Origin of the sequence: Streptococcus vestibularis (genome assembly GCF_900636445.1) — a bacterium.
In the GTDB taxonomy this organism is placed as follows: Bacteria; Bacillota; Bacilli; order Lactobacillales; family Streptococcaceae; genus Streptococcus; species Streptococcus vestibularis.
On record NZ_LR134275.1, the window covers coordinates 1,488,538 to 1,514,487 of the forward strand.

Consider the following 25,950-nt stretch of genomic DNA (forward strand, 5'->3'; position numbering starts at 1 on the left):
ATCCTCCATGGATAACAAAAATAGGATTAGTATTATTAATTTAATTTGTCGCCAATGATGCGAACTTCAGGCTCTAGTGTCACACCTGAATTTTCCTTAACCTTAGCGATAACATCTGCAATAAGGTCTTCATAGTCTTTTGCTGTTCCTTGATCGACATTGACCATGAAACCGGCATGCTTAGTTGAAACCTCAACACCACCGATACGATGTCCCTTGAGGTTGGCTTCCATAATAAGCTGACCTGCAAAATGACCTAGCGGACGTTTGAAGACCGAACCACATGATGGGTATTCAAGAGGTTGTTTAAGTTCTCGCAAGTGATTAAGACGGTTCATCTCATTCTTGATTTGCTCGTAGTCTCCTGGTTTGAGGTTGAATTTTGCTGAAATAACCACTTCACCTGTTTCTTGGAGCACCGAACGACGATAACCAAAACGCATATCTCTTGCATCAATCGTACGAATTTCACCGTCTTTTGTAAGAACCTGGGCAGAAACCAAGATATGTGCAATCTCGCCACCATAGGCACCCGCATTCATAAAGACAGCACCACCAATACTACCTGGAATTCCCGCCGCAAATTCAAAACCAGTCAAACTTTGGAACCGGGCCACCTTGGTTGTTGCAATCAAATTAGCTCCCGCTTCTGCTTCAACTTGATAACCATTAACAGCGATACCATTGAGCTTGTCAAACATAATCACAAAACCTCGGATACCTCCGTCACGAACAATCAAATTACTGGCATTACCAAGCACCATCCACGGAATGTCGTGCTTGTTTGCAAATTTGACAATACGAGAGAGCTCATATCGGTTACGTGGAAATGCCAAATAATCCGCTGGACCTCCAACCTTGGTGTAAGTATAACCTTTTAAGGGTTCGTCGAAACGAATATCAATCCCCACTAAGTCTTCTTTAAGTTCATCTAACATGTTATTTCCCATACTTTTTCTATACATTTATTTCTTTGTAGGTATTGTGAAAAATTCCCCCTTATGACTATCACAACCTAAAAATGAATTAGTATTTTTTCCAAAAAATTAAAAGAAAAATACAGCAAAAAGCCAAGATTAATTATAGCAAAAAATCCCCATCTTGACGACAAGGAATTTTAGTAAAAACTAGTCCACTTGCTCCAATTTGCGGACATCACTAGTGTCTAATTGACTCAAATATTTTTCGTAGGGTTGACCAGTTTGAGGCTCAACTAAATCCTCGGCAATTTCTAGCAGAGGAACCAAAACAAAGGCCCTTTGAGTCATGAAAGGATGAGGCACTTTAAGGTGTTCAGTCCCCCAGGTTTCCTGCCCATATAAAAGAATATCAATATCCACAGTCCGAGGGCCCCAGTGTTCATGTCGAACGCGGTCAAGATTTTTTTCAATTTGCTGGCAAGAACTTAGTAAGGTTTCGGCCGGCAACTGAGTGTCAAGTGCTAAAGCGAGATTCAAAAAATCAGCCTGATCTGTTAATCCCCAAGCAGCCGTCTCATAATAAGAGGACACTGCTTTAACTTCCGTCTCAGGCAATCGATTCAAGCTCTCAACCGCTTTTTGAAGATAGCCTTGACGATTTCCTATATTAGATCCCAAACTTAAATAAACTTTCGTCATCGACTGCGCTCCAACTCAATTCCAACACTTCTATAGTGCCCATTAATTGGTGGGTTTTCTTTAGTAATTTTAATTTTAACAGATTGGATTGGCGCAAATTGATTAAACAAGTCCTCACAAATAGCACCAGCTAAACGCTCGATCAAAATATACTTTTCTTCTTCCACCTGTTTCTGTACTGCTTCAAAAACCAAACCATAATGAACTGTATCTGCTAGATTGTCACTTTGTGAAGCCCTGGTCAAATCAACTTCCAGTTCCAGGTCAACCACAAAAATTTGCCCTAGGGTTTGCTCCTCAGCAAAAGCCCCGTGATAGCCATAAAAACGGCAACCATTTAAAATGATTTTATCCATATCTTCTCCTTAAGACGACTAAACTCATCTTTATTCTAACACAAAAAAGGTGAAAAGTTGGGATCTAATTAGTATGATATTTTAGACAAATCTGAAGTTATTGTTTTTCGACAATACAATCGATTGCGTAATTCTTCTGATTTGGTAAAATAAAGGCACAGGAGTTTAAAAAACTCCTGATATCTAAACTAAGACTATCTCAACTAATAAGGAAAAAACTATGACAAATCAAACTGCAATGCAATACTTTGAATGGTATCTCCCAAGTGACGGCCAACATTGGAACAACTTAGCTGATGATGCCCAACATCTAGCAGACCTTGGCATCAGCCATGTTTGGATGCCACCTGCTTTCAAAGCTACTAACAAAGATGATGTTGGTTACGGAGTCTATGACCTCTTTGACCTTGGGGAATTCGACCAAAAAGGAACCATACGCACCAAATATGGTCTCAAGGAAGAATACCTTAATGCCATCAACCAACTCAAAAATGTTGGTATCGTCCCTATGGCCGATGTTGTGCTCAACCACAAGGCAGCCGCGGATAAACTTGAAACCTTTGATGTGGTAGAAGTTGACCCCGAGGACCGTACCCAAGAAATCAGCGAACCGTTTGAAATCGAGGGTTGGACTCATTTCACTTTTGACGGACGTCAGAAAGCTTACAACGACTTTGAATGGCACTGGTACCACTTTAATGGGACTGACTTCGATGCCAAAAGAAATAAAAATGGTATTTATCTTATCCAAGGTGACAACAAGGGCTGGGCACACAATGACTTGGTTGACAATGAAAATGGTAACTTTGACTACCTTATGTATGCCAACCTAGATTATAAACATCCTGAGGTTATAGAAAATATTTACGAATGGGCTGACTGGTTCGTCGAAACAACTGGGGTCCAAGGTTTCCGAATGGATGCCATCAAACACATTGATTCTTTCTTTATGCGTAATTTTATTCGCGACGTCAAAGAAAAACAAGGTCAAGATTTCTATGTTTTTGGTGAATTTTGGAATGCCAAGGAAGAGGATAATAATACTTATCTCGAAAAAACTGAAAACCGCTTTGATCTTGTGGATGTTCGCCTTCATAACAATTTATACGATGCTAGCCTCGAAGGAGCCGAGTATGATTTAACGACTATTTTCGATCATAGCTTAGTCAAAAATCACCCTGAACATGCAGTAACCTTTGTAGACAATCATGACACCCAACGTGGACAAGCCCTGGAATCTACTGTTGAAGAATGGTTTAAACCATCTGCCTATGCCCTTATCCTTCTTCGTAAAGACGGTCTTCCTTGCCTATTTTATGGTGACTACTATGGTATTGATGGTGAGTTTGCTCAAGAAAGTTTCAAAGATGTCCTAGACACCTTACTTTACGCTCGTAAAGATTTGGCTTACGGAGAGCAAACAGACTACTTTGACGACCCTAACTGTATCGGATGGACACGCTCTGGTAATGAAGACGGTACTCCATTAGCCGTAACGATTTCTAATGATGCTGCCAACAACAAATCTATGGAAATTGGAAGTGATTGGGCTGGACAAACCTTCTATGATATTCTTGGGAACTGCTCTGACACTGTAATCATTGACGAAGACGGATGGGGAGACTTCCCAGTCTCTGAAAAATCTGTCAGCGTTTGGACAATTCAAGACTAAGAAAAAAAGCTCAATTGAGCTTTTTTAATTTCATAAAATTCCTGAGATAGTCTTAACAATATCACGATTGACTTCAACATTATGGACACGGACAATTTGGCATCCCTTGCCAACAGCATAGGCAGATAAAGCAGCTGTCCCTTGATCACGGTCCTTGGCAGGAATATTTCCACCTAGGAGATAATCCACAACACGCTTACGAGAAATCCCAAAAAGAACAGGATACCCAAGTCCAACAACTTTGTCCAAGCCTCTAAGCAGGTCAATATTGTGTTGAACATTTTTAGCAAAACCAAAGCCAGGATCAATCCAAATATTTTCTTTAGCTACACCTGCTTCCAAGGCAGCTTGCGCACGTTGATTGAGAAAGGCACAGATGTCTTTAGTGACATCATTGTAAACCTCTTCTTTTTGATTGTGCATTAGGATGATTGGCACATCTTTCTCAGCAGCTAAAGCCAGCATCTGACCATCATAAAGCCCTGCCCATACGTCATTAAGAATATCTGCACCTGCTTCAAGAGCAGCTCTAGCAGTAGCTGTCTTGTAGGTATCTATACTGACGAGAACGTCATATTTTGCCTTAATAGCTTGTATAATTGGCACAATACGAGCAATCTCTTCTTCCTCGGTTACAAATTCTGCTCCGGGTCTTGTAGATTCACCACCCACATCGATAATGCTAGCCCCTTGCACAATCATACGCTCAACCTGAGCCAGTGCATCTTCTATTGTGACAAAATCACCACCGTCTGAGAAAGAATCTGGGGTGACATTCAAAATTCCCATAATGCAGGCATTACCTGCAATTTCATGTTTACCAATAAACATTTTAACTCCTACAAATCACGTATCAAAGAAAGAATTTCCTTACGTTCTTCACGGTCTTCTTTATAGAGGCCTTTTGCAACCGTTGTGATGGTCTTACTTCCTGGTTTTTTAATACCACGCATAGTCATACACATGTGCTCAGCTTCCACCATGACAAAGACCCCTCGAGGATTAAGGGCTTCTTCAAGCGCTGTAGCGACTTGATCTGTAAGACGTTCTTGCAATTGTGGACGACGGGCCGCCACTTCAACAGCACGTGCCAATTTTGATAGTCCTGTCACCTTATCCCCACTTGGCAAATAGGCTACATGAGCCTTGCCATAGAAAGGAACCAAGTGATGCTCACACATAGAGTAAAAAGGAATATCCTTCACAAGGACAACTTCATCATGAACTTCTGAAAAAACCGCTGTAAACTGATCTTTCGGGTCTTCATTTAAACCTGAAAACATCTCAGCATACATCTTAGCCACACGTTTTGGCGTATCCAAAAGACCTTCACGCTCAGGATTCTCACCCAAAGCTTCCAATAATTGATAGACTGCTTGTTCTACTTTTTCTTGATTTGCCATAATTTCCTCTTGCAACGTTATAATATTATCTATTATAACTCATTTTACCCGATTTTTCTTGCAAAAAATAAAATTGCTAAGCTGAATCCTAGCCAATCATAACCACCCGTCTAACGGGTGGTTTGACCAAGGGCTATAAGCCCATAATACCAGCCAGCGCCTAAAGACGCTGGCTTTCACTTTGTTCAAGCCTTATTGCTTTTGACTCGTCACAAGCCTCTCAAAGAGGCATTCGCATTACTTACCGTTATCCCTAAAGGGATTTTCATATTCTTTCACGCTTAATTTATCTAAAGCGATATCATGCTTCTCTTGTTCCTGAATATATTTCTTAATTGTGGCTTCATTAAGTCCTACCGTACTTACATAATAACCTTCTGCCCAAAAATGTCTGTTCCAAAATTTATATTTTAAATTGGCGTGTTTATCAAACATCATTAATGCACTTTTACCTTTCAAATATCCCATAAAACTAGCTACACTCATTCGTGGTGGAATACTTACTAACATATGGACATGATCTGGCATTAAGTGGCCTTCTATTATTTCAACGCCTTTATATTGGCATAGTCTATGAAAAATCTCTCCCAGACTACTCCTATATTGATTATAGATTATTTTTCGTCTATACTTAGGTGTAAATACAATGTGGTACTTACACATCCATTTTGTATGTGATAAACTGTGAGCTTTTTGCGCCATAGTCTTAACTCCTTCCGCTTTACAATTGGCTTGAACACCTATATTGTAACTCGTTTGGAGTTTTTTTGTTATGACGGTATAACCTTCGATGCGCACCCGCATAGCGGGTGGTTTATCTGTTTCGCACCTTCGGAGCGAAACGGACTTAAAGTCACATAATCATAACCACCCGTAAAAACGGGTGGTTTGCTCTTAGGCTTTAGCACCACCTTTGCTAGCTGACCCGACTAGCGGGTCTCAATATCAACTAAGGCGTGGAACCGTTAGTAAAGAATGTATTCATATCGCACTTGGCATTACACCAGAAGGACAGAAGGCTGTTCTTGGATATGAGATTGCCCCAAATGAAAACAATGCTTTTTGGTCCACCCTGTTAGACAAGCTTCAAAACCAAGGAATCCAACAGGTTTCTCTTGTAGTGACTGATGGCTTCAAGGGGCTTGAGCAGATTATCAGTCAGGCTTATCCATTAGCCAAGCAACAACGTTGCTTAATTCATATTAGTCGAAATCTAGCTAGTAAAGTGAAACGAGCAGATAGAGCGGTTATTCTGGAGCAATTTAAAACGATTTATCATGCTGAAAATTTAGAAATAGCAGTGCAAGCTTTAGAGGACTTCATCTCTGAATGGAAACCAAAGTATAGGAAAGTCATGGAAAGTCTGGAGAATACGGATAATCTTTTAACTTTTTATCAGTTTCCCTACCAGATTTGACACAGCCTTTATTCGACAAATCTCATTGAGTCTCTTAACAAAGAAATCAAACGTCAAACGAAAAAGAAGGTTCTTTTCCCTAACGAGGAAGCTATGGAACGTTACCTAGTTACTTTGTTTGAAGATTATAATTTCAAGCAAAGTCAACGAATCCATAAAGGGTTTGGCCAATGTTCTGACACACTTGAAAGCTTATTTGATTAACATTCTTCAACTCTACTTGAGTGTTTACACATAATCATTGACAGTATTCATCAGAAATAATCCAATTGATAATACAATTGTTCCTGTCAACATGCCAAATATATACTGAAAAAAATATATCTAACAAAAGCGACCTAAAGTTCCTACAAATAGTAAGATAGAAAAAACCACTAATTATTTTACAGGAAATGGCATAGAGTAAAACCAGAAAAGTTGCTCTTAATGATTCTCTACTTGCCTTTTTTTATAGGTGTATTCTTTATCAAATCATCTTTTTTAACTCTATCAATTAAAATACTAATTGTGAAACAAACTAAAACTGCTACACATAGAGTCAGAAGTACTATAATTAAATTGTTTAATTGATATAGGTAGGCTACAAAATTCCCCATAATTGACACAATTATTATAGATACAATAATAGGAACATTAATTGATTGTGTCATTTGGCCTACTAGAATTGAAGTTAACACTACGATAAGTACAAAAAAGCCTGCAAACATAGCTACGAAGATAGCTTTTAACACATAAACAAACAAGCTAGTTGATAAAACACCAAGAGAGAGTCCCACAAAATAAAAAATAATATTTTCAAGAAACAAAACAGGAACTAGACTTAAAAAACAATGAATAGACAAAGAAATAACTTTACTTAGGAATATCTCAAATCTACCGCCTGGAAATAAAAAGATAATTTCCCTTGCATTTCCAATATAATCTTTTAATAACAAACGATTTAGAATGACAACACCATAAATAGCAGCAACAGATACTGTTAATGTTGAAGCCAAAGTCATTATGCCTGCAGAGTCAGTTAAAATAGAGTTTTGATCAGATGACTCAAAATGTCCTACCAAACTAAAAAAAATCAAAGCAGATAAGTTGACTAATATATTTGTCCACATAATGCCCCTAAAATGACGACCATGGGTAGTGAACTCATAAATGATCTGTTCCTTCATACACCGTATTCCTCTTTTATTTTTCTATAGAATTGTTCCAAAGTTTCAAAACCTTGTCGCTTAATTTCCAAAACATCTGTATCCACTAAAATTTCCCCTTGCTGAATAAAAATAAGGCGATCAGTTATCTTCTCTAATTCAGCAAATGAATGGCTTGAAATAATAATCAACTTCTCTTGTTTTTTGAAATCCATCAAAAGATGCTGAAGAAAAAGAATACCATCTCTATCCAAACCATTAAATGGTTCATCTAGTATCAATATCTCTGGATTATGCAAACATGCTAAGGCAATATTAAGGCGTTGCTTCATACCTAAAGAAAATTTACAAATCATATCTCCTAAGTAAACATTTAGTCCAAATTTTTTTAGATAACTTTCAACATCCACAGATTGACAAGCATAATAACGTGTATGATTGTCAAAAACCTCTTTTACAGTATAAGCTCCAAAGCTATCTGGAAAAGGAAAGACAACACCGACTTTTTTAAGGAATTCGTTATAATTGAAAGAATTTACGATTTTATCGTCGAGAGTAACGGTTCCAGTAGGTTGACTTAATCCCAAAATACATCGGAATAGTGTTGTTTTTCCTGCACCATTATCTCCTATAACACTATAGACTTGCCCATAGTTCAAGGAAAGGCAGACGTTATTTAATAGCATCTTGTTCTTTACAACTTTTGTTAAATTAGAAACTGTTAACTTACTCATAACTATTTCCTCCTAGATAATGTTATTAGTGATAAAAAAAATCCAAAGCAAGCCCAAACTATTAGTGTGGAAAAATTCTGGCTGTCAACATACTCTAGTCTAAAAATGGATGAACGGATTATCTGACTAGCTGGTACAAAAGGAAAATACTTATATAAAGTTATTATCCATGAAGGTAGTCTATCTGTTGCATAGATTATTGGAGAAAACATCAATCCACCAATCATAATTAGCTGTGTTACTAAGGGAACAACATTTGTTGGTAGAATATAGGCAATCGCAAAACCAACTAATAACAAGGAAAAAATAATCAATAATGCAGATAAGATTGAATTAATCCCAATTGAAACATCTAAGCCAAAACCAAATTTGCTAATCAATATACTTGATAAGATTCCTGGTAGACATAATAATCCCCAAATTAATAAATCAGACAACAGTATCTCTACTCTCGAAACAGGCAATGTTTTCTGATATTCGTAAACACCATTTTGCTTAGCCTCACTAACAATTTGAGGTGCTAGCACACAAGTAACAGCAATCACATTTATAGCCATAGCTCCTGTACAAAGATAAGACTTCTCTGCTTGATTAGTTGAATTGGTAATGAATAGAAAACCATAAATGACAGCAAATGATAGAATGATTTGAACCACAACAAAGACTGGAATATAAAATCTGTGACGAAGTAAGCTCCATTTTACCAATCCACCGAATTTAGATAACCTTTTTTGACTATTATTCATTTATGTACTCCTCGTAGTCATCAGAGAGAGTTCTCAACTTTATCTCATAACTAACAATTCTATCTGTTTTCAGTAAATCAAAAATAACCGATATTACCTCTGTAAAACAATCTTCACTGACTGTAAAAATCAAACGTTTTTCAACATCATCATATTTCAAGTTACTATGATTCAAGAAATGAAAAAGTTCCTCTTTATTAACACCTGATAGCGATACTTGATGCTTTAACTGACGAGCATTTTTAGACTCTGATACAAGCACATCTCTTTTAATACGCCCTTTATCAAATAGTAAGTATCGATCAGCATACCTCTCTACCTCAAATAAATTATGACTGACAATGATAACTGTTGTTCCTAAATTTGCAAGAGAACGCAAGTAACGCCATATCAAAGTCCTTCTAAATGGATCAACATCATTAGTTGGCTCGTCCAAAACTACAATAGATGGGATATCGACGACTGACATCGCAAAAGATGTTAATCGCTGAAGTCCACCTGAAAGCTTTTCGCCAGCTGTATGCTCCCATTGGTTAATCTCTAAGAAATCAATTAATTCTTTGGTACGACTTTCAACCGCTGAAGAATTCATTCCTTTTACAGCACCAATGCATTTAATTGCTTCCTGTACTGTGACTCCCTTAATTGGTACTTGAAACTGCGGCATGGAAGAAACAAGTTCTCTCGCTTTTCCAGGTTGTTTGGTTACATCTACTCCTTTAATATGTATTGTCCCCTCATCTGAGGCTACTGTGCCATTTATTTGATTCAGAAACGTACTCTTTCCAGCTCCGTTATGACCTACAATTGCAACGATCTGACTACTATAAAAAGTAATACTAATGTCATCTGTAACATTTTTTTGACCGTAAGACTTTTTCAAATGTCTTACAATAATAGTTTCTTGTTTCATGAATACCTCACAATCTGTGCTACAAAAAATAAAAGAAGTAATAATAGCAAGATAGTTATAATAGTGCTAAAAATACGACATACTCTCCATACTATCTTTTCTTTATTTGTTAAAGAATCTCTATTATTATCAAAATTATTTTTCAAAAATGGATTATCAAATAACATATATATCAGTAACCGGCCATCAGTATGTTCTGTAAGTCGTAATTGCCACAATAATCTAAAAATCATAATATAAATGGATATTGTTATATATGGACTAAAAAAATAATCACTTATTAGGTAAAAACAAGACAAGATAATACTGTCAAACAATGGGCCTGCTAAAATAGCCATACTTCTTTCAAAAAGTGGCCAAATCCAAACATGTGTCAAATCAACTGTTGCTACTGATTTCTTCCAAGAAAAACGTAGAACTCTCCCTATATTTGTAACATTATTTGAAAACAAAATATGCATTCCTTCATGTATTATTGTGGTAAACAATGAGAAGAACACTCCAAATATTAAAAGCAAAATTTGGTTCTCTCTACCAAAATCATATTCAAGAAAAGGAAGTTTCGTTATACAAAATAAATTGTAAACTATAGCACCTCCTCCAAAAATGATTGCTAAAATTCTAAAAAAAAGTAGGTAGTTATTATCAGAATTCGGGATAGAGTTACCACTTTCAAAGAAATGATTCTCTTTCAATAATTCAAATAAAGGATCCCCGATTAATTGATGAGGTAACGATTCTATAATAGATTCATCCCATGTAATTTCATCAAAGACTAATAATTTCGAGCCTGTTGAATAAAGTAAGTAATCATTTTTACGAGTTTTCCTAAAGTAAATTTCTTGATTGAGGGACTCTATAACAATTACTTCAGTATTATTTTTTGTCATAATACCTGAAAATTTCCCATTTTTTAGCATCCCCATTTCCACATGTTGGACAATCATCAGCGTATCTCTCCCACGATGGGTGAGTAAACGAAGAGCCGTCTTCGTAGTTAATCTCATATTGTGTACTAAGGCTACTTGGTCTCGCATAGCCTGTCAGGACTCGAACTGCCTCATCAACAATAGCTGCCGTCAATTGAAAAATAGCTGGTGCATAGGCAATTGTCGGTGGATTAAAATCAATATTTCTAAATCCTACAAACTGCTCGACAAATTTATCATCATGCAAAGTATAATGGATATTCAAACAATCAAAGCATCCTGTCACTTTTGGAATGACAGAAAATACCCTACCTCGACTAACCTGCGATGCACCAAACACACAAGGCAAACCTGCTTTTATAATTGCTTTATTTACCGTTTTTTGTGCTTGAAAAGGCGGTTCGTCAATAACACAGATGACCAAATCAATACCTTCTGTAAATTCTAGTACATCTTCTGGTGTCTCAATTTTCTTGTTAAAACCTTCGACATTAATTGTAGAGTTCATTTCCCGTAATGCATTAACAGCTACATCTACTTTAAGTTTTCCTAAATCAGACTCTCTATATAGCAATTGCCTACCTAAATTACTTCTTTCAACTCTATCATAGTCGACAACCCGTACTGTTTTTGGCCCTAATCCAGACAGTAGTGTCAAAATGTTCGATCCACCACCCCCAAGTCCAAGTAATAAAATCGAGCTGGATCTGATTTTTTCTTGTATATCCATTGGGTTTCTGTCATATGGCATGTACCGACTGAAATAACTAATATTTGGATGGTAACGCTCATCCAAATCTTCCAAGACTTTATTAGGTGTTTCTTCAATAAGATTCTCTGCACTAAGAATATCCAATCCATCTACGACATCTTCTGGAGTTAAATCTGGAAAAGTATTAATCATGTGCTTGACTATTTCAGCCATCTCTCTACCATCGAGAACTTTTACCAACTCAAGCAACTTTCCTTCTGGGTCTTCAAACTCAGTTGTAATAGAAAGTTGGGCCCCTATGCGAAATAACTCATCATTTAACTGATATACTGGATAAATTGGTTTTATTCTTGGTTTAATGTATTGAAAGTTCATACTTTACCTCTTCTATAAATCCTGTAAAATGAAAACGCATGAATACCTTTCCATGCGTTTAACAAAATGTTGTACAAAATTCTTTAACAAATGGCTAGCTATTTTAACACAATAAAGGCACTTCTACAAACTAATAGCTTGCAGAGGCATATGTAATAACGTCACGATAAATCAGACGATAATCCACCAAGCTGTAGCATTGGCACTTTCAGCTTTACGTACTTTGATGTTTTTCATACGCTTTTCATCTCCTTTTTAATTTATCTGATCGATCATTTTAAGTGGGACATGTCCCACTACATACCATTGGTATGTAGTTTGATTCTAACATACCAATGGTATGTTGTCAACTACTTTTTTAGATTTTTTAATAAAAAATGGTTATAGAAAATAATTTCAAAATGCAATGAACAAAAATTATTAGGCAAGCTATGTATAAGTCTGTTATAATGATTAATTGGTAACTCTGTCAACAGTAATTGTGTACTAATTCCATTGACATAAATAAATTGAAAGGAGAGTTATTTTCTAAAATATGGAAAACACTAAAGAAAAAATACTTGAAGTCGCAACTAATCTTTTCTTAACAAAGGGATATGAACAAACTACCATTTCTGATATTATAAATGGCTTAGACGGTTTAACAAAAGGAGCAATTTATCACCATTTTGAATCTAAAGAGGATATTTTTGAAGCGGTTGTCAAAAATATAGGTTTACAGAATAAAATTATTTTTGACAAAATCAAATTTTCCAAAAATATAACTGGATCTGAAAAAATAACACAACTAGTTTCTATTAGTTTAGCTAATACTAATATGGAAACTATAGTTACAATTTCTCCTAAGTTACTGGATAGTCCTAAGTTATTTGTTTCATTTTTAAAACAAATGCAAGAACTCACAATCCCTGATTATTTTTATCCAATTATCGTAGAAGGAGTTTTAGACGGCTCAATAATGACAGACAAGCCTCAACAACTTGCAGAATTAATAGCTATTTTACTGAATATTTGGCTAAATCCTTTGATATTTGAAAATTCTAAAACTACTATTGTCTCAAAAATAGATATGCTAAACAAATGCTTGGAAAGCTTCAACATTAAATTTGATTTAAATATGTAAAAAATAATTCTCTTAGTCACATTCTAAGATGATTTCTACTTTCTCATATCCAGATACCTTGACAAAGGAGAAAATAAATCTTCAGAATCTATTTGAGGCCAAATTTAACTTTATTTGGATAGTCTTTATGTTCGAGAGAAAATAGAGATTGATTAATCGTTTACACAAATTTCACTAATCATCAGTAGATTTTATTATTGATTGTTTATGTTGTCTATCTCCTTCTCCGCCTGATCCAGTTTGAAAGCCAATCTTAAATCAATCTTGGAATAATCATACCTGTCTGGTCTACGATTCTTGGAACTGAGTTATTAATCCAAATTATTCATATCTCACACAGACAACTGCAGAATTAAAAACCACCAGAAAAGATAGTTGAATGAATCGCTATCCTCTTTGGTGGTTTTTATTTGTTTCTGATGTTTAAGATATGATAGACTAAACTTGTATTGATTTTTTCTCTTGAAAGAAGCCTACTCCTTATTTAGTAGGATAGTCTATTTTTAAAATAGGATTACTTATTCTGTTAGGAGCATCTGTTTCTGTTCTCTAACCAGATAGGGGAGGAGAACCTCAGATTTATCTGTCAGTTCTTATTAATTGGAGTATATAGACTTGAGAGTTTGAGAATATTTCATCTAGAAATAGATCCTTTTTTTCCAGCAATCGTACGGCAGGGACGTAAAAAACGTTTGCTGGTCGAAATTTCTATCTTGTCCCCCCCAAAAAAAGAATATTACCTTACTTTCTTTAAAAAAGTTTTCAATAATACCTCGTTCTCGATCAAAAAATGGTAAAAACGACGTAAATAGCGCTAAGAATTAGATTTATAAAGGGAGTCTGGCTAAGAAGAGTGAGGTAAAATCTTAACAGAATAAGGGCAAATGTCACATGCTACTAAATACTGCGCTACTTTTGAAATATTTTTGATTTTTGCTTTGAAGCTATTCGCATTTGAAAACATTAAGACATCACCTCCATATAAGATTGTAACTTATCAGCTACTTTAAATAGCTTGGCATAATAAAATAATTTGTGTAAATGAATTTGATTCTGTTGAAAATATTTCTTAAACTCTGGTGCAATAATTTGAAGATCAACCTGATGAACTGGTCTTAGACATTCAACCAAAACACGTTCAACTTCATAAACTTTAAGAAACCTGTCTTCATCACTCTGAACACACAAAAAGAGAAGACATATCAGGTCCTCTCTCAAGATGTTAGCTTTTCGTTACCCACTTCAGTTGATAAAGAGCTGTCTTAATTTAATCTTTTAAGTGGTAAGAATAGGATGAAATGACAATATTCTCACGCCATTTGAGATAATATTTCAATCGTAAACTCATCTGATTATGAAGTATGGTTTGCCATGATTTTTTCGGAACAAACTGTGGAATCATAACAGTCAGAGTCGCATTATCCTTTTCAGCCTGAGTAGCCACTTCATCTACATATTGAATAGTTGACTGCGTAATTGAACTATAAGGTGATTGAATATGAACCATCTCGATTTCTGGGAAATATTTTTTAAATTCTTGTTCGGTTTCCTTATCCTTATTCTCTGTATCTTTAGTAGACACATGCATAGCAATAACCTTATCTCCAATAGAACGTGCATAAGAAATGGCACCAATATTAGCCTTTGTAACATTTCCCACCAAGATAAGAACAATGTTGCCTTGATAATGATGTTCTTTGACTTGACCATTAATACGCAACTGTTGAGCAACTCCATTGTAATGTTTCTTAATCTTAAGGAACATCCACATCAAAATAGCAATAATTGGGAAGAATGGCCAAATATCCCCTAAGCGGAAGAGGAAGAGAATGAGGACAATAGCGTAACAAATTAAGGCACCTAAAATATTAGCCAAAGAATGCTTCCAGAACCCTTTGCCGTATTCACGAATCCAATGGACAACCATACCTGTTTGAGAAAGTGCAAAAGGAATGAACACCCCTATTGTATAAAGCGGAATCAAACGTTCCGTATTTCCTCGGAAAATGAATAAGAGAGTAATGGCCCCAATAGCCAGCGTCAAGATTCCGTTAGAGTATCCCATACGTGCACCTTTTTCAAGATACATATGAGGCATGTATTTATTCTTAGCCATGTTAAAGGACAACATCGGAAAGGCTGAAAAACCTGTATTTGCTGCCACTGCAAGAATCATAGCAGTTGAGAACTGAAAGATATAAAATAAGATACTTCCAATCCATGAATCACCAAGAATTTCCCTAGCCATCTGCGCCAAAATTGTCACACCTGAATGAGGTGTAATACCAGTCCACCAGCTAAGGAAGGTAATACCAGCAAACATGACTCCCAAAATACTTGACATGATAAAGAGGGTTGATGCTGCATTTTTAGCCTTAGGTTTCTTAAAGAAAGGCACCGCATTAGAGATGGCTTCTACCCCTGTCAATGAAGCCGAACCTGAAGTAAAGGCCCTTAAAATAAGAATAACTGACACGCCTGTAACCGGTTGACCTAAATGCGCCGTAGCCGCATAAGGCATATGACCCGTTAAAATTTGAAAGAAACCAAATCCCAACAATAATAGCGTCGAAACAATGAAGAGATAAACTGGTATCATCAAAGATTTTGCCGATTCGCGCATTCCCCTAAGATTCATAACCATCAAAACAAGCACCAAAATCATTGAGATTTCAAGATTGAAAGGATGAAGGAAGGGAAGGGCTGAAGTAATGGCATCTGCACCTGAGGCTACTGAAACAGCAACCGTCAACATGTAATCGACCAAAAGACTACCACCAGCTATCAAGCCAAACTTAGGAGACAGATTTTCCGTCGTTACCATATAGGCACCACCACCTTGAGGATAGGCTTTGATAACCTGTCTATAAGAGATAGTAAGACTGGCCAAAAGAACGAGAACCAAAAGCCCAATAGGGATTGACCACCAAATAGCCGCACTAGATACAGCTGTCAGAACCAAGACGACCTGCTCTGGACCATAGGCGATAGATGAAAGTGCATCACTCGACAACATGGCCAAGGCCTGAATCTTGGACAATAAGTGTTCATCACCATTATCATCATGAGTTAAAGGTTCACCGATTAAAATGTTTTTCAGACGTTGAAACATTGTGATCTCCTTACTTTTAAAACATACGAGGGCTATTATACGCCCCTAAATGTCATCTTTCAAGTCTTAAACATCACTTGCCTGCTCTAAAACCCATTTTCTGACCTGAGAAATGAAGTATAGAGATCCCGTAATCACATAAAGTTTCTTATTGTCAGTCGTCACATGTTCTTTAATCCATGTTTTGAAGTCTGGTACCTGCTTATAAACCTCTGGGTATTGATCTAGTTTAACACTGTTTGGATAGTCAAAACTCGTTACAGTCAAGTCACCAACCGATTTTAGTTGAGCAAGCATGCCATCAATAGGCTTGGTGTCAATCGCCGCAAAGAGAAGTTCAATCTCCTTATCTACATATTCTGACTGCAACAAATCAATCAAAACTTTAACACTCTCATTATTATGAGCACCATCAATCATAAGATTAGGTCTTAAAAATTCTGTTCGACCTCGCCAATTGGCATGAGCCAGGGCATCCTTTATGAGTTCAGGCGTTACTTTGGGATAATCTTTTTGAAGCAATAAAGAAGCCATGATAGCCAAGCTAGCATTTGCTACTTGGTGTTGACCAGCCATAGCCAAGACTATATCATCTAACCTTTGCTCTCCATAGGTAAAATCAAAGGAATGGCTTGATCCTGTAGCCGTGAAATCTCTCCCTAGCTCATAGGTCTTAGACCCTTCTTCACGCGCTTTCTTCTCGAAAACATCTCGAACATCAGTACGGTCAGTCGCATAAATAAAGGGAGCTCCATTCTTCAAAACACCGGCCTTCTCAGCTGCAATCTCAGCATGAGTATTCCCCAAAATAGCCTGATGGTCTAAACCAATCGAAGGGCATAGGACTGCCAAGGGCTTAAAGAGATTAGTCGAATCATGAAGGCCACCCATTCCCGCTTCAATGAATGCGATATCCACAGGATGGACCTGACCAAAATAGAGGAACATCAAGACTGTGATAATTTCGAACTCTGTCGCATTTTCGTGATTTGTCTCTTTTGGCAACCGTTCAACCACAGGCTTCACACGATTAACCAGGTCAAGTAAGTCCTCTTCTGAAATCATCTGACCATTGATAGAAATCCGTTCCTTAAAATCAATAATGTAAGGCGAGGTAAAAGTTCCAACTTCATAACCTGCTTGAGAAAAAATCATTTGTAAGGCATTGACAGTAGATCCCTTACCATTTGTTCCCACAATATGCACAGCCTTAAGATTGTCCTGTGGGTTTCCTAGTTCTTCAAGCATCCAGGCCATACGTTCCAAGCCAGGCTTAATACCAAATTTTAATTGACCATGAATCCAATCCAATACTTCTTGATAAATCATAATTGCTCCTTTTTAAGCTAATGCTTTGACTTAGCCATTAAACTAACCATTAAACTAGTTAACCTAGTTTTTCTATTAGCCTAATACCACTTTAACCCTCTTATTATACCAAAGACTGCTAGCTATAACCAAAATAGACAAAAAAGGTAACCCTAGGGTCACCTCTTAAGCTTTCTCTTTTTCGTCAATAACAAGACGAACTTTTTTACCTTGAGTAGGTACCGAATAGACAATCGCTCTTATCGCCTTAATAGTACGTCCTTTTTTCCCGATAACACGCCCAATATCGGATGGAGCAAGATCAAGATGGTACTCCAAAAACTCAGGACCGTCAATAATCTTGATGGTCAACTGATCTGGTGAAGTAATTAAGGGGTTAATGATAGCGATAATAAGATTTTCAATGGTATCCATAGGCTAAACAATTATTTTGAGAATTTTGATTCGTGGAATTTCTTCATAACACCTTCTTTTGAAAGGATGTTACGAACTGTATCTGAAGGTTGTGCACCTTTAGACAACCACTCAAGAACACGTTCTTCTTTAAGTGTTACTTGGTTTTCTTCAACGAGTGGGTTGTAAGTACCAACTGTTTCGATGAAACGTCCATCACGTGGAGCACGTGAGTCTGCAACGTTAATACGGTAGAAAGGTTTTTTCTTAGAACCCATACGAGTCAAACGGATTTTTACTGCCATTTTCAATTTCTCTTTTCTTCAGTTTTTTTATTATGGTGGAGGCACTTACTGCCTCTCTACCTTAACTAGTATACCATATCATTTTTATGTGTCAAGAAAAAAACTTGACAGATTTAAATTTTCTACAAAAAACTAGAGACAAGCTCTAACTTCCTTATAGGACTATTTCTTGGTAGTACTCTTATGATTTTTTTCATAAGCCACCTTTGTTTCAGCATACTCGGCTTCTAAGCCCTTAGCTGTCGCTTTAGAAGCTTTCTCAGTTCATATATTTGAACTTTATCTTCATAAATCAATTTCATAATAAAAACACCTCAAAAGTTAGACTTTCTCTATCTAACTTTTTGGATGCAGTTCAGCTAAGCCTTTTTTCTTTTTCCATACTTTTGCTATAATAGAGACATACATATCGAAGGGAACTCAACATATGACAATAGATCAGCAACTCGTTTGCTACAAACGTCTTCCAAACTGGACAGCCAAGACACTCCCAGAAATGGTGACGCAAAAACATAACACTAAGGTTGGAACCTGGGCTAAACTGACTATTCTATCAGGAGCTCTTCACTTTTACGAATTAGATGAAGGGGGACAAGTTACCGCAGAGCACCTCTTCACGCCTGAAACAGAAATTCCTTTTGTCCAACCACAAGCTTGGCATCGAATCGCTCCTGCTTCCGATGATTTAGAATGCTATCTTTCCTTCTACTGCAAGCCAGAGGACTACATGGCTAAAAAGTATGATACTAAAGCCCACTCTGAGGTTCTTGAAGCCGTCCAGTCTGGATATATTAAACCTGGTCGTACCCTTGATTTAGGCTGTGGCCATGGTCGCAACGCTCTTTATTTGGCATCACTTGGGCATGATGTTACAGCCGTTGACGTTAATAACGAAGCTACACAACGCATCCAAATGATTGCAGATGAGGAAAGTTACAATGTTAGAGCTGGCTACTACGATATCAATGTTGCTGCTCTTCCCGAGTCTGAGACCTTTGATTTCATCCTCTCAACAGTAGTCTTTATGTTCCTTGATCCCGATCAAATTCCGACTATTATCAAGAATATGCAAGAGCGTACTGTCGTAGGTGGTTACAATCTGATTGTCTGTGCCATGGATACCGAGGAACACCCTTGTACCATGCCTTTCCCATTTACGTTTGAAGAGGGAGAGTTAAAAAATTATTATAGTGACTGGGAGTTAGTCAAGTATAATGAAAATCTTGGTCACCTTCACCGTTTGGATGAATATGGCAATCCCATCGCCCTTCAATTTGCGACCATGTTAGCCAAGAAGGTAAAATAAGAGCGAATAACTGTAGACGAGCTGAGCACAGCTTGACTTGTCTTCAAAGTAAAAACTAGGAATCCAGTCGGATTCCTAGTTTTTTAATTGTTTACAATGTCTGCATATCCTGATTTAAGGTCTGCGTTTTCTGTTTCTTTGACATCATACACACCACCATTAGTAGTTACTGAGTAAGGAACAAAGGGAGTTCCGTCTTTTTTTATCGTAAAGAAATAGCGGTGAACAGAAGCATTTCCCATCTCTCATAAACCGAAACAATGGTACACTCAGAACTGCTATTACCATTTGCAGCATCGGTTTCATCCACAGACATATTATTGTCCGACATTCAACGAAGAGGCTTCCTTGGCATGGTTAGAATCAGGTGTATCAATACTTACACTACTAGATTCGTTTGACTTATTATTTCACTAGATGAAGTGATAGTATTCTCCGTTGATGAGAATATCGAGCTAGCCACTGTGGAAGACGACTGAGTCTGTTTATCGTTCTTCACTGAACTGGTGACAAGAGTCAAACCAATTGCAACTACGATTGCTACTAGGGATCCTAAAAGTATATAGATATAATTATATTTTTTCGAGACTCCAATAAGGCCAGACCGATAAGCCAGTTGTAGCTAATCAGATTTTGGCTTACGTCCCTGAACTTACTCAAAACGACTTATCCATTCTGCTTCTGACAGCTTTCGCATAATTTTCCTCTTCTCTTTATCTTATTACCTTTCATCCTATTACAGAATAAGTATGATGACAATAATGACAAAGATATGAAACTTGCTCTTAGTAAGACGATTAATGACTTATAAGAGAGAACAGGTTCAGACAAAAGAGGAAAATCAAGACACCCATGACCAGTAGGAGACTAATCTTATAACCTAGAGGATTTTGGGGATTTAAACTGATTTCAAGACCATACCTACGGAGGACAAATAAGGGTTCTGAGGGAGATCGATTAAGGGTGTAATGCAAGAGATACCTTAAGTAAAATAGAAAGAAGAGACTCATTCCTGGAAAAATGGCAATGGGAAGAATAATTCCCCGCGACAGACTAGTCATTATGGTAAGAATGATTTGTATCAACAAGAGAGCCCAAAACAAGTAATAAATATATGATTACTTTTTCATTAATATATACCTCTCAATCTAAAATAAGTATACTCCTCCTAGTTTCCCTTATCAATCCCATAACTCGCCTGATATCTTATTTTCTGCTACAATAGATAGGAACAATTCAAAGAAGGAAACTGTACACATGAAATTAATTTCTTGGAATATTGATTCCCTAAATGCTGCTCTTACCAGTGATTCTGCACGCGCTCAATTATCACGCGCTGTCATCGATACTTTGGTCGCTGAAAATGCAGATATCATTGCTATTCAAGAGACAAAATTATCTGCTAAAGGGCCAACTAAAAAGCATTTGCAAATCTTAGAAGACTACTTCCCTGACTATGTCAATACCTGGCGTTCATCTGTCGAACCTGCCCGTAAAGGTTATGCTGGAACCATGTTCTTGTATAAAAAAGAATTGATGCCAATCATTACTTATCCTGAAATCGGAGCGCCTTCAACCATGGACTGTGAAGGACGCATCATCACTCTCGAATTTGACAATTTCTTTGTGACACAGGTCTACACACCAAATGCTGGTGACGGTCTCAAACGTCTGCTTGAACGTCAAATCTGGGATGAAAAATATGCAGATTACCTAGCCAAATTGGACGCTCAGAAACCCATTCTTGCGACTGGCGATTATAACGTTGCCCACAAGGAAATCGACTTAGCCAACCCGTCAAGTAATCGTCGCTCACCAGGCTTTACAGATGAAGAACGTGCTGGTTTCACTAACCTCCTCTCTAAAGGATTTACAGATACTTACCGTCACCTCAATGGTGATGTTACAGGCGCTTATACATGGTGGGCTCAACGTAGCAAAACATCTAAAATCAATAATACAGGCTGGAGAATTGACTACTGGTTGACTTCAAATCGTATTGCCGATAAGGTCACAAAGTCAAACATGATTAACTCTGGTGATCGCCAAGACCACACACCTATTGTCTTAGAGATTGACTTATAAAATAACTCTAGACCTAAATCCCTAAAAGAGTAGACCTGCTACTCTTTTACTATGCCCAATAAAGGAGAAATAATGAAATCTAAACTTAACCCTACACAAAAGCTTGTTCTCTCAGCTATTATCATGGCCCTTTATATCGCTATCCTCTTTGTCTCACAAGCCATTTCCTTTGGTGCTGTTCAGATGCGTCTGGCCACGGCTTTATATGGATTAACCTATATCTTTCCATTTTTGGTTGTCCCACTCAGTCTCGCAAATGCTATTGCTAACTCTTTTGGTGGCCTGGGATTGATTGATGTTGTCGGTGGTTTCTGTGCCAGCTTTTTAGCAACTGGTAGCATCTACCTCATCCGTAAAATTAAGCTATCTAGCTGGTTTATCATACTCCCAATCCTACTCATTCCATCCTTAGTGGTACCAATATGGCTTAGTGCCCTACTTAAACTTCCTTATATTGCTCTTGTTATTAACCTTATCTTAGGGCAAATAGTTCCTTCAATCCTGGGAGCTGTACTTGTACGAGAGTTAACTAAGCGAGGATACAAAGACTGACAGACAAAAGTATCTCTGCAAATTGCAGAGATACTTTTTTTAGTAATGATTTGCTTTTTCGTAAGCTTCTTTTGGTGTCAGTTTATCTCCAAAAATAAGTAAACGGTAGTCAACATTAGTAGGATCTTTTTGATAGTCATCAACCCAATCTTGATTCATTTCGAGGTAAAGATTATAGGTTCCCAACTTAGTCGAAACAGTACCTATCTTGTAAAAATCTTTATAACGCTTTTGGTTATCCGATTTTTTTAATTTTTCATATCGATAATAACTTCTGCTAAACTCCGTGAACTGGAATTCTTTCTTATCTTTTCCAGAGCCAGTTGTGACTTCAATGGTGCCCTTGTTATTTGTTAAATGTAAATCATAATCATAGTCATTGTGACTATTCACTTGGAAGACACCTGAAGTGATATCACTGTCATCAGAGAATGTCTGAATATCAGCGAACTTAGCAGCCTGCCAAGAAGCAGGGATTCCTTCATACTCACCATCGCTTTGCAAGCCTAAAAGTGACCAATAATGACCAAGATAGAAGGTATTAGACTTATTACGATCTGTCACCAGTTCACCTACCATCTTAAGGTTTTCAGCACCTAGACGGTAAGGGTTAGAAAGGTAACCAAAGACTGGGAAGAAGTAAATGATGACTGTAAAGGTTAAGAGAGTCTTCATATTAATCTTATTGATAGCCCAGAAGAAATAGGCAGCTGAGAACAAGAGAGCGTAAGCAGCACCATAGCTAAACTTATGCGCATGGGCAATCAAAAGTAAAATGAAGAAAATAGGTTGGATAGGGCGAATCTTATGATAGATGATAGAGAAAACGTCCTCCTTGTCTTCCTCAGATTTGAAAATCAAGGACAAGACAATAGTCAAGAGTACAAAGAAGGCGCCAAACCCGAAACCAACATCATTTGGACGGAAGAAGTAAGCCAAGATGGACATGTCCATTACCAATAGCCAAACAGATGCAAATTTGACTATGTTGTTACCAAATTTTTCAGCTGTTTGACTAGGTGCCTTCAAAGGTACCTCAAAGGCTTGTGCAAGTGCTCTTTCTTTGGCTTGGCGTTCGGCCTCTATTGCCGCTTTCATTTCCTTAGTACAGCGTTCCTTTTGGAACAAATGAGCAACCTTGGTCGGTTCATCTTGTCTCGACTTGGTAATGCTCAAAAAGAGCAAATATTGCATAGCAAAGATGAGAGCTGTGTTCCCACCGTATTCTAGGAAGGAACCATCCCAAATACTAGAAACAACTGCAAAAACAATATAACCTCCAATTGAGATTAAAACCGTCAAAAGCAAATGAATCCAACGAAAACGATAAGTGTATTTATCAGTTGTATCTCGTCTCAAAAACGTGTCACGTGGGTAAAGATACCAGATAACTAAGATAAGTTCAATGGCCTGAACAGATGTTAGAAAACCAACATAGTTGAAGCCAAAAACGGCTACTACCACATTGATGAGATAGGAAATAATAGCCAAAACTCGCAGACTGGTTCGCTTAGACAAGAGTCCAATACTCATCAGGGTGATAGTTGAGAAGGCAGAAAAACCAGCACCCATCTTATTATCAAAGATAAACACATTGACAAAGGCAAAAATCAAGATTCCTAGAAGAGTTAAGACTTGTTTTTGCATTTCTTTTTTCTTTTCTTTCATATTTTCCCTCCTTCAAAGCGTTGAATATACTTTTGAAAGCCTAATAAACTAAAGGTTTCAATCTCATAACGGACCTGATCAACACCATCACTAGTGCTTTCCTCTAGCAGTTTAAGTTTTGGAATATCGGATTCCAAGACATCACGGTAAAGTCCTTTATACTCAAAGGTAATTCGAGCCCACTCATTACCAAAAAGAATTGAGAAAGCCAAATCATTTTCAGATTTGTGAATGGTTTGAAAACGATCAACACGGAAATAACGGATTTCAGAGAACTGATAATCACAAGTAAAGTTATCATCCAGTTTGTAAGAAATACAGTAGAAATAATGGTTGTCAAAAATGACTGAAATCGGAAAAACATTATATTCCTCCACTTTTTCTCCTGGCTTACGGTAACTAAAAGACAAAGGACGTTGGTCCACAATGGCATCGAAAATGGCTGAAATAGCTGGTAAGAGTGACTTATCTTGATTCTGATAAATCTTAAGTTCTTGATAACTATCTAGTTCTAGCTCAGTCAATCGCTTGATACGTCTGCGCTCCTTGTCGTCTACAACCCTCTCAACAAAGATGTTGATAATTTCTGCTACTTCATCCTTTCGAAGGGCACGACTCTCTAAAAGAATCTTAGATAGGATAACTGCCTGATTGTATTTAAGGTTACCATAGCCCTGTTCATACTGGGCATGATAGGAACCGTTTTTTCTAGAATACTTAACCTTCATATTTGGACGTAACTCAATCAAATTTTCCTTGAGTTCACTCACGTCCTATTTAAGTGTACGCTCACTTATGCCAAAGCGAGCCAGGTAGTCCGTTTTTGAAATGTCATTTCCCTTTTCCAATTCGGACATAAAATACAAGAGACGTTTGGTTTTTGATGCTGTCATTATAAAATCCCTCTTTATAATCAAACCTCTTATTACAAAAAAGTGCTGTCTAGTTATTCATTATCATAGATAGTCATCCCCAGTAGCGACGAGCCACAGAATTATAGCTCAAATAATAGTCCTTTTTCTTTTCGTTATACTCAAAAGATAGTCTTAACAATTGTGCTTTCTCAATAGGACTATTCTGATCAGTGTAATCAAGATCATCTGACTTATATATGATTCCTGATGAATGGACGTTGATACTTCTCCAGGCCCTTTTTGCCTGATAATGTTCCCTCACTACCTCAGACAAGGATGTTGCTGGACCCAAATAGTCTTGGTCTTTAGTACGTAAGCTATTTATCTGCTCTTCCGTCCAATTGCTGCTATAATTATCAACCTCAGTGACGCCATCAAGGCGATAAGTCGCTATTCCACCATCATAGATAAAGTGTCCCTTTTCGTCCTTCACAAAAGAGAGATCAATATACTCATTGCCATCTCCACGGTTATATCTCACCTTGAGACCACTAGACTCAATCTCGACATAATTGCCCTTACCATGACTTTTAATAATCGAACGTAAGGCATCATCCTTGGGTTTCAGATTTTCAAAATCTTCTTCCGTCCAGTTATAAATCGCAGACTCATCTTCGTAGTCTTTGGGATCATCGCTATCAGGTTTATCCTCATCAAGATCTGACTGAGACACCTGATGAATTATCCTATATTTCTTCTTATCTCCTCGATAGACAGAACCGCCTAAAGTCGCAAAGAAGGATAGTAAAATCAAGCCAACCACGATTGCGGTGAAGAGAAATCTACCTAGCTTCTATCCCGATATCAAGGACAAAACATGCCACAATTATCGGCTTATACTTCCAAGATAACAAGACCAAGCCCCAGCTCACACTTAAGAGTATCAGTGGCAGAGCAAGAGTCAAAAAGGAATGCCGCTTCTCAGCTTTTTCCTCCTGAAAAGCATATTCAAACTCTGGCCCTTTATTACTAAAACCCGACTCGAAAGCCTGATCACCATTCTTTAGATGAACATCACTTAAATAATGTTCATTCTCTTTATTAAACATCCACTCCTCTAAATATTCTATATAACAATTTCCCAGTTTTTCTATTGTAACAAATGAAAGCGTCATTTTCTACAAATATACTTAAAAAGCGGC

25 protein-coding genes and 3 pseudogenes are annotated in these 25,950 nt (G+C 37.2%); 6 read left to right on the plus strand and 22 right to left on the minus strand.

Features of this window, described 5'->3' with window-relative positions:
* Window positions 1-35: 35 nt before the first annotated feature.
* From murB to folB, 3 genes are all read right to left on the minus strand, one after another.
* Window positions 36-938: a UDP-N-acetylmuramate dehydrogenase gene (gene murB, locus EL076_RS07455; protein WP_003093707.1), complete on the minus strand. Its 903-nt coding sequence runs from the start codon at window positions 936-938 to the stop codon at window positions 36-38.
* A 189-nt stretch (window positions 939-1,127) separates the two neighbouring features.
* Entirely contained in the window at window positions 1,128-1,619 is a 492-nt protein-coding gene (gene folK, locus EL076_RS07460) for a 2-amino-4-hydroxy-6-hydroxymethyldihydropteridine diphosphokinase (protein WP_126429898.1), read from the minus strand.
* On the minus strand, window positions 1,616-1,975 hold the full coding sequence (folB, locus tag EL076_RS07465; RefSeq protein WP_126429899.1) for a dihydroneopterin aldolase: 360 nt from the start codon (window positions 1,973-1,975) through the stop codon (window positions 1,616-1,618). Before folB ends, folK begins: the two co-directional genes overlap by 4 nt.
* Before the next feature lie 220 nt (window positions 1,976-2,195).
* Between folB and EL076_RS07470 the strand changes: the two genes are divergently transcribed.
* The gene (locus EL076_RS07470; protein WP_126429900.1) at window positions 2,196-3,647 is read left to right on the plus strand and encodes an alpha-amylase; all 1,452 of its coding nucleotides are present in this window, start codon (window positions 2,196-2,198) and stop codon (window positions 3,645-3,647) included.
* 30 nt (window positions 3,648-3,677) lie between these two features.
* On the opposite strand, the gene folP is transcribed toward EL076_RS07470, so the two are convergent.
* The 3 genes from folP to tnpA all read right to left on the minus strand — a co-directional run bounded on the left by folP (window position 3,678) and on the right by tnpA (window position 5,752).
* Window positions 3,678-4,478 (minus strand): dihydropteroate synthase, encoded by an 801-nt coding sequence (gene folP, locus EL076_RS07475; protein WP_126429901.1) that lies wholly within the window; start codon window positions 4,476-4,478, stop codon window positions 3,678-3,680.
* Window positions 4,479-4,486: 8 nt separating this feature from the next.
* A complete protein-coding gene (folE, locus tag EL076_RS07480; RefSeq protein ID WP_126429902.1) occupies window positions 4,487-5,050 on the minus strand; it encodes a GTP cyclohydrolase I FolE in 564 nt (187 codons plus the stop codon).
* Window positions 5,051-5,287: 237 nt separating this feature from the next.
* A complete protein-coding gene (gene tnpA, locus EL076_RS07485; RefSeq protein ID WP_003093826.1) occupies window positions 5,288-5,752 on the minus strand; it encodes an IS200/IS605 family transposase in 465 nt (154 codons plus the stop codon).
* Window positions 5,753-5,984: 232 nt separating this feature from the next.
* Between tnpA and EL076_RS07490 the strand changes: the two are divergent.
* A pseudogene (locus tag EL076_RS07490) lies at window positions 5,985-6,671 on the plus strand (IS256 family transposase); the annotation flags it as partial.
* Window positions 6,672-6,901: 230 nt separating this feature from the next.
* On the opposite strand, the gene EL076_RS07495 reads toward EL076_RS07490, so the two are convergent.
* Genes EL076_RS07495 through EL076_RS07525 form a run of 6 tightly spaced genes read right to left on the minus strand, consistent with a single transcriptional unit; the run spans window position 6,902 to window position 12,021 of the window.
* Complete coding sequence (locus EL076_RS07495; RefSeq protein WP_126429903.1) at window positions 6,902-7,633, minus strand: accessory regulator AgrC; 732 nt, start codon at window positions 7,631-7,633, stop codon at window positions 6,902-6,904.
* Window positions 7,630-8,346, minus strand: a complete 717-nt coding sequence (locus EL076_RS07500) for an ABC transporter ATP-binding protein (RefSeq protein WP_126429904.1) — start codon at window positions 8,344-8,346, stop codon at window positions 7,630-7,632. Before EL076_RS07500 ends, EL076_RS07495 begins: the two co-directional genes overlap by 4 nt.
* 2 nt (window positions 8,347-8,348) lie before the next feature.
* Entirely contained in the window at window positions 8,349-9,092 is a 744-nt protein-coding gene (locus tag EL076_RS07505) for an ABC transporter permease (protein ID WP_126429905.1), read from the minus strand.
* A complete protein-coding gene (locus tag EL076_RS07510) occupies window positions 9,085-10,005 on the minus strand; it encodes an ABC transporter ATP-binding protein (RefSeq protein WP_126429907.1) in 921 nt (306 codons plus the stop codon). Before EL076_RS07510 ends, EL076_RS07505 begins: the two co-directional genes overlap by 8 nt.
* Complete coding sequence (locus EL076_RS07515; RefSeq protein WP_232009627.1) at window positions 10,002-10,952, minus strand: lantibiotic ABC transporter permease; 951 nt, start codon at window positions 10,950-10,952, stop codon at window positions 10,002-10,004. Before EL076_RS07515 ends, EL076_RS07510 begins: the two co-directional genes overlap by 4 nt.
* Entirely contained in the window at window positions 10,882-12,021 is a 1,140-nt protein-coding gene (locus tag EL076_RS07525; RefSeq protein WP_126429910.1) for a ThiF family adenylyltransferase, read from the minus strand. The genes EL076_RS07515 and EL076_RS07525 overlap by 71 nt, the downstream gene beginning before the upstream one ends.
* A 535-nt stretch (window positions 12,022-12,556) precedes the next feature.
* Between EL076_RS07525 and EL076_RS07530 the strand changes: the two genes are divergently transcribed.
* Window positions 12,557-13,144 carry a TetR/AcrR family transcriptional regulator gene (locus EL076_RS07530; RefSeq protein ID WP_126429912.1) on the plus strand — a complete coding sequence of 196 codons (588 nt, stop codon included), beginning with the start codon at window positions 12,557-12,559 and terminating at the stop codon, window positions 13,142-13,144.
* Between the two features lie 963 nt (window positions 13,145-14,107).
* Here EL076_RS07530 and EL076_RS10345 read toward each other — a convergent pair.
* From EL076_RS10345 to rpsP, 5 genes and pseudogenes are all read right to left on the minus strand, one after another.
* Window positions 14,108-14,308, minus strand: a pseudogene (locus tag EL076_RS10345) (type IV toxin-antitoxin system AbiEi family antitoxin domain-containing protein); the annotation flags it as partial.
* A gap of 103 nt (window positions 14,309-14,411) precedes the next feature.
* A complete protein-coding gene (locus tag EL076_RS07545) occupies window positions 14,412-16,256 on the minus strand; it encodes an APC family permease (protein WP_126429914.1) in 1,845 nt (614 codons plus the stop codon).
* A 66-nt stretch (window positions 16,257-16,322) separates the two neighbouring features.
* Window positions 16,323-17,585: a bifunctional folylpolyglutamate synthase/dihydrofolate synthase gene (locus EL076_RS07550; protein ID WP_126429916.1), complete on the minus strand. Its 1,263-nt coding sequence runs from the start codon at window positions 17,583-17,585 to the stop codon at window positions 16,323-16,325.
* A 165-nt stretch (window positions 17,586-17,750) separates the two neighbouring features.
* The gene (locus EL076_RS07555; protein WP_002951562.1) at window positions 17,751-17,999 is read right to left on the minus strand and encodes a KH domain-containing protein; all 249 of its coding nucleotides are present in this window, start codon (window positions 17,997-17,999) and stop codon (window positions 17,751-17,753) included.
* Between the two features lie 11 nt (window positions 18,000-18,010).
* Complete coding sequence (rpsP, locus tag EL076_RS07560) at window positions 18,011-18,283, minus strand: 30S ribosomal protein S16 (RefSeq protein WP_002884675.1); 273 nt, start codon at window positions 18,281-18,283, stop codon at window positions 18,011-18,013.
* A gap of 427 nt (window positions 18,284-18,710) precedes the next feature.
* Here rpsP and tehB point away from each other — a divergent pair, with 427 nt between their 5' ends.
* Window positions 18,711-19,589, plus strand: coding sequence for an SAM-dependent methyltransferase TehB (tehB, locus tag EL076_RS07565; protein ID WP_126429918.1), 879 nt, complete (start codon window positions 18,711-18,713; stop codon window positions 19,587-19,589).
* 83 nt (window positions 19,590-19,672) lie between these two features.
* On the opposite strand, the gene EL076_RS10350 is transcribed toward tehB, so the two are convergent.
* Window positions 19,673-19,831, minus strand: a complete 159-nt coding sequence (locus EL076_RS10350) for a DUF4767 domain-containing protein (RefSeq protein WP_164555382.1) — start codon at window positions 19,829-19,831, stop codon at window positions 19,673-19,675.
* 1,015 nt (window positions 19,832-20,846) lie between these two features.
* On the opposite strand from EL076_RS10350, the gene EL076_RS07580 reads away from it, so the two are divergent.
* Both EL076_RS07580 and EL076_RS07585 read left to right on the plus strand, forming a co-directional pair.
* Complete coding sequence (locus tag EL076_RS07580) at window positions 20,847-21,674, plus strand: exodeoxyribonuclease III (protein WP_126429920.1); 828 nt, start codon at window positions 20,847-20,849, stop codon at window positions 21,672-21,674.
* Between the two features lie 72 nt (window positions 21,675-21,746).
* Window positions 21,747-22,226 carry a QueT transporter family protein gene (locus EL076_RS07585; protein ID WP_126429922.1) on the plus strand — a complete coding sequence of 160 codons (480 nt, stop codon included), beginning with the start codon at window positions 21,747-21,749 and terminating at the stop codon, window positions 22,224-22,226.
* 39 nt (window positions 22,227-22,265) lie between these two features.
* On the opposite strand, the gene EL076_RS07590 is transcribed toward EL076_RS07585, so the two are convergent.
* From EL076_RS07590 to EL076_RS10355, 4 genes and pseudogenes are all read right to left on the minus strand, one after another.
* Complete coding sequence (locus EL076_RS07590; RefSeq protein WP_126429924.1) at window positions 22,266-23,894, minus strand: hypothetical protein; 1,629 nt, start codon at window positions 23,892-23,894, stop codon at window positions 22,266-22,268.
* Window positions 23,891-24,787 (minus strand): annotated as a pseudogene (locus EL076_RS07595) (helix-turn-helix transcriptional regulator). The gene EL076_RS07590 and the pseudogene EL076_RS07595 overlap by 4 nt, the downstream one beginning before the upstream one ends.
* 73 nt (window positions 24,788-24,860) lie before the next feature.
* Window positions 24,861-25,562 (minus strand): hypothetical protein, encoded by a 702-nt coding sequence (locus tag EL076_RS07600; RefSeq protein WP_232009630.1) that lies wholly within the window; start codon window positions 25,560-25,562, stop codon window positions 24,861-24,863.
* 28 nt (window positions 25,563-25,590) lie between these two features.
* Complete coding sequence (locus EL076_RS10355) at window positions 25,591-25,857, minus strand: hypothetical protein (RefSeq protein ID WP_232009632.1); 267 nt, start codon at window positions 25,855-25,857, stop codon at window positions 25,591-25,593.
* Between the last annotated feature and the right edge of the window lie 93 nt (window positions 25,858-25,950).

What these genes read in the sequence shown, in the direction of transcription:
- EL076_RS07500 (WP_126429904.1), bottom strand. Translation starts at nt 8,346, where the DNA reads ATGAGTAAGTTAACAGTTTCTAATTTAACAAAAGTTGTAAAGAACAAG.
- EL076_RS07545 (WP_126429914.1), bottom strand. Translation starts at nt 16,256, where the DNA reads ATGTTTCAACGTCTGAAAAACATTTTAATCGGTGAACCTTTAACTCAT.
- EL076_RS07580 (WP_126429920.1), top strand. Translation starts at nt 20,847, where the DNA reads ATGAAATTAATTTCTTGGAATATTGATTCCCTAAATGCTGCTCTTACC.
- EL076_RS07470 (WP_126429900.1), top strand. Translation starts at nt 2,196, where the DNA reads ATGACAAATCAAACTGCAATGCAATACTTTGAATGGTATCTCCCAAGT.
- folP (WP_126429901.1), bottom strand. Translation starts at nt 4,478, where the DNA reads ATGTTTATTGGTAAACATGAAATTGCAGGTAATGCCTGCATTATGGGA.
- folB (WP_126429899.1), bottom strand. Translation starts at nt 1,975, where the DNA reads ATGGATAAAATCATTTTAAATGGTTGCCGTTTTTATGGCTATCACGGG.
- EL076_RS07590 (WP_126429924.1), bottom strand. Translation starts at nt 23,894, where the DNA reads ATGAAAGAAAAGAAAAAAGAAATGCAAAAACAAGTCTTAACTCTTCTA.
- tehB (WP_126429918.1), top strand. Translation starts at nt 18,711, where the DNA reads ATGACAATAGATCAGCAACTCGTTTGCTACAAACGTCTTCCAAACTGG.
- folE (WP_126429902.1), bottom strand. Translation starts at nt 5,050, where the DNA reads ATGGCAAATCAAGAAAAAGTAGAACAAGCAGTCTATCAATTATTGGAA.
- EL076_RS10350 (WP_164555382.1), bottom strand. Translation starts at nt 19,831, where the DNA reads ATGGGAAATGCTTCTGTTCACCGCTATTTCTTTACGATAAAAAAAGAC.
- rpsP (WP_002884675.1), bottom strand. Translation starts at nt 18,283, where the DNA reads ATGGCAGTAAAAATCCGTTTGACTCGTATGGGTTCTAAGAAAAAACCT.
- EL076_RS10355 (WP_232009632.1), bottom strand. Translation starts at nt 25,857, where the DNA reads ATGTTTAATAAAGAGAATGAACATTATTTAAGTGATGTTCATCTAAAG.
- EL076_RS07495 (WP_126429903.1), bottom strand. Translation starts at nt 7,633, where the DNA reads ATGAAGGAACAGATCATTTATGAGTTCACTACCCATGGTCGTCATTTT.
- murB (WP_003093707.1), bottom strand. Translation starts at nt 938, where the DNA reads ATGTTAGATGAACTTAAAGAAGACTTAGTGGGGATTGATATTCGTTTC.
- EL076_RS07555 (WP_002951562.1), bottom strand. Translation starts at nt 17,999, where the DNA reads ATGGATACCATTGAAAATCTTATTATCGCTATCATTAACCCCTTAATT.
- EL076_RS07510 (WP_126429907.1), bottom strand. Translation starts at nt 10,005, where the DNA reads ATGAAACAAGAAACTATTATTGTAAGACATTTGAAAAAGTCTTACGGT.
- EL076_RS07505 (WP_126429905.1), bottom strand. Translation starts at nt 9,092, where the DNA reads ATGAATAATAGTCAAAAAAGGTTATCTAAATTCGGTGGATTGGTAAAA.
- EL076_RS07515 (WP_232009627.1), bottom strand. Translation starts at nt 10,952, where the DNA reads ATGATTGTCCAACATGTGGAAATGGGGATGCTAAAAAATGGGAAATTT.
- EL076_RS07550 (WP_126429916.1), bottom strand. Translation starts at nt 17,585, where the DNA reads ATGATTTATCAAGAAGTATTGGATTGGATTCATGGTCAATTAAAATTT.
- folK (WP_126429898.1), bottom strand. Translation starts at nt 1,619, where the DNA reads ATGACGAAAGTTTATTTAAGTTTGGGATCTAATATAGGAAATCGTCAA.
- EL076_RS07525 (WP_126429910.1), bottom strand. Translation starts at nt 12,021, where the DNA reads ATGAACTTTCAATACATTAAACCAAGAATAAAACCAATTTATCCAGTA.
- EL076_RS07585 (WP_126429922.1), top strand. Translation starts at nt 21,747, where the DNA reads ATGAAATCTAAACTTAACCCTACACAAAAGCTTGTTCTCTCAGCTATT.
- EL076_RS07530 (WP_126429912.1), top strand. Translation starts at nt 12,557, where the DNA reads ATGGAAAACACTAAAGAAAAAATACTTGAAGTCGCAACTAATCTTTTC.
- tnpA (WP_003093826.1), bottom strand. Translation starts at nt 5,752, where the DNA reads ATGGCGCAAAAAGCTCACAGTTTATCACATACAAAATGGATGTGTAAG.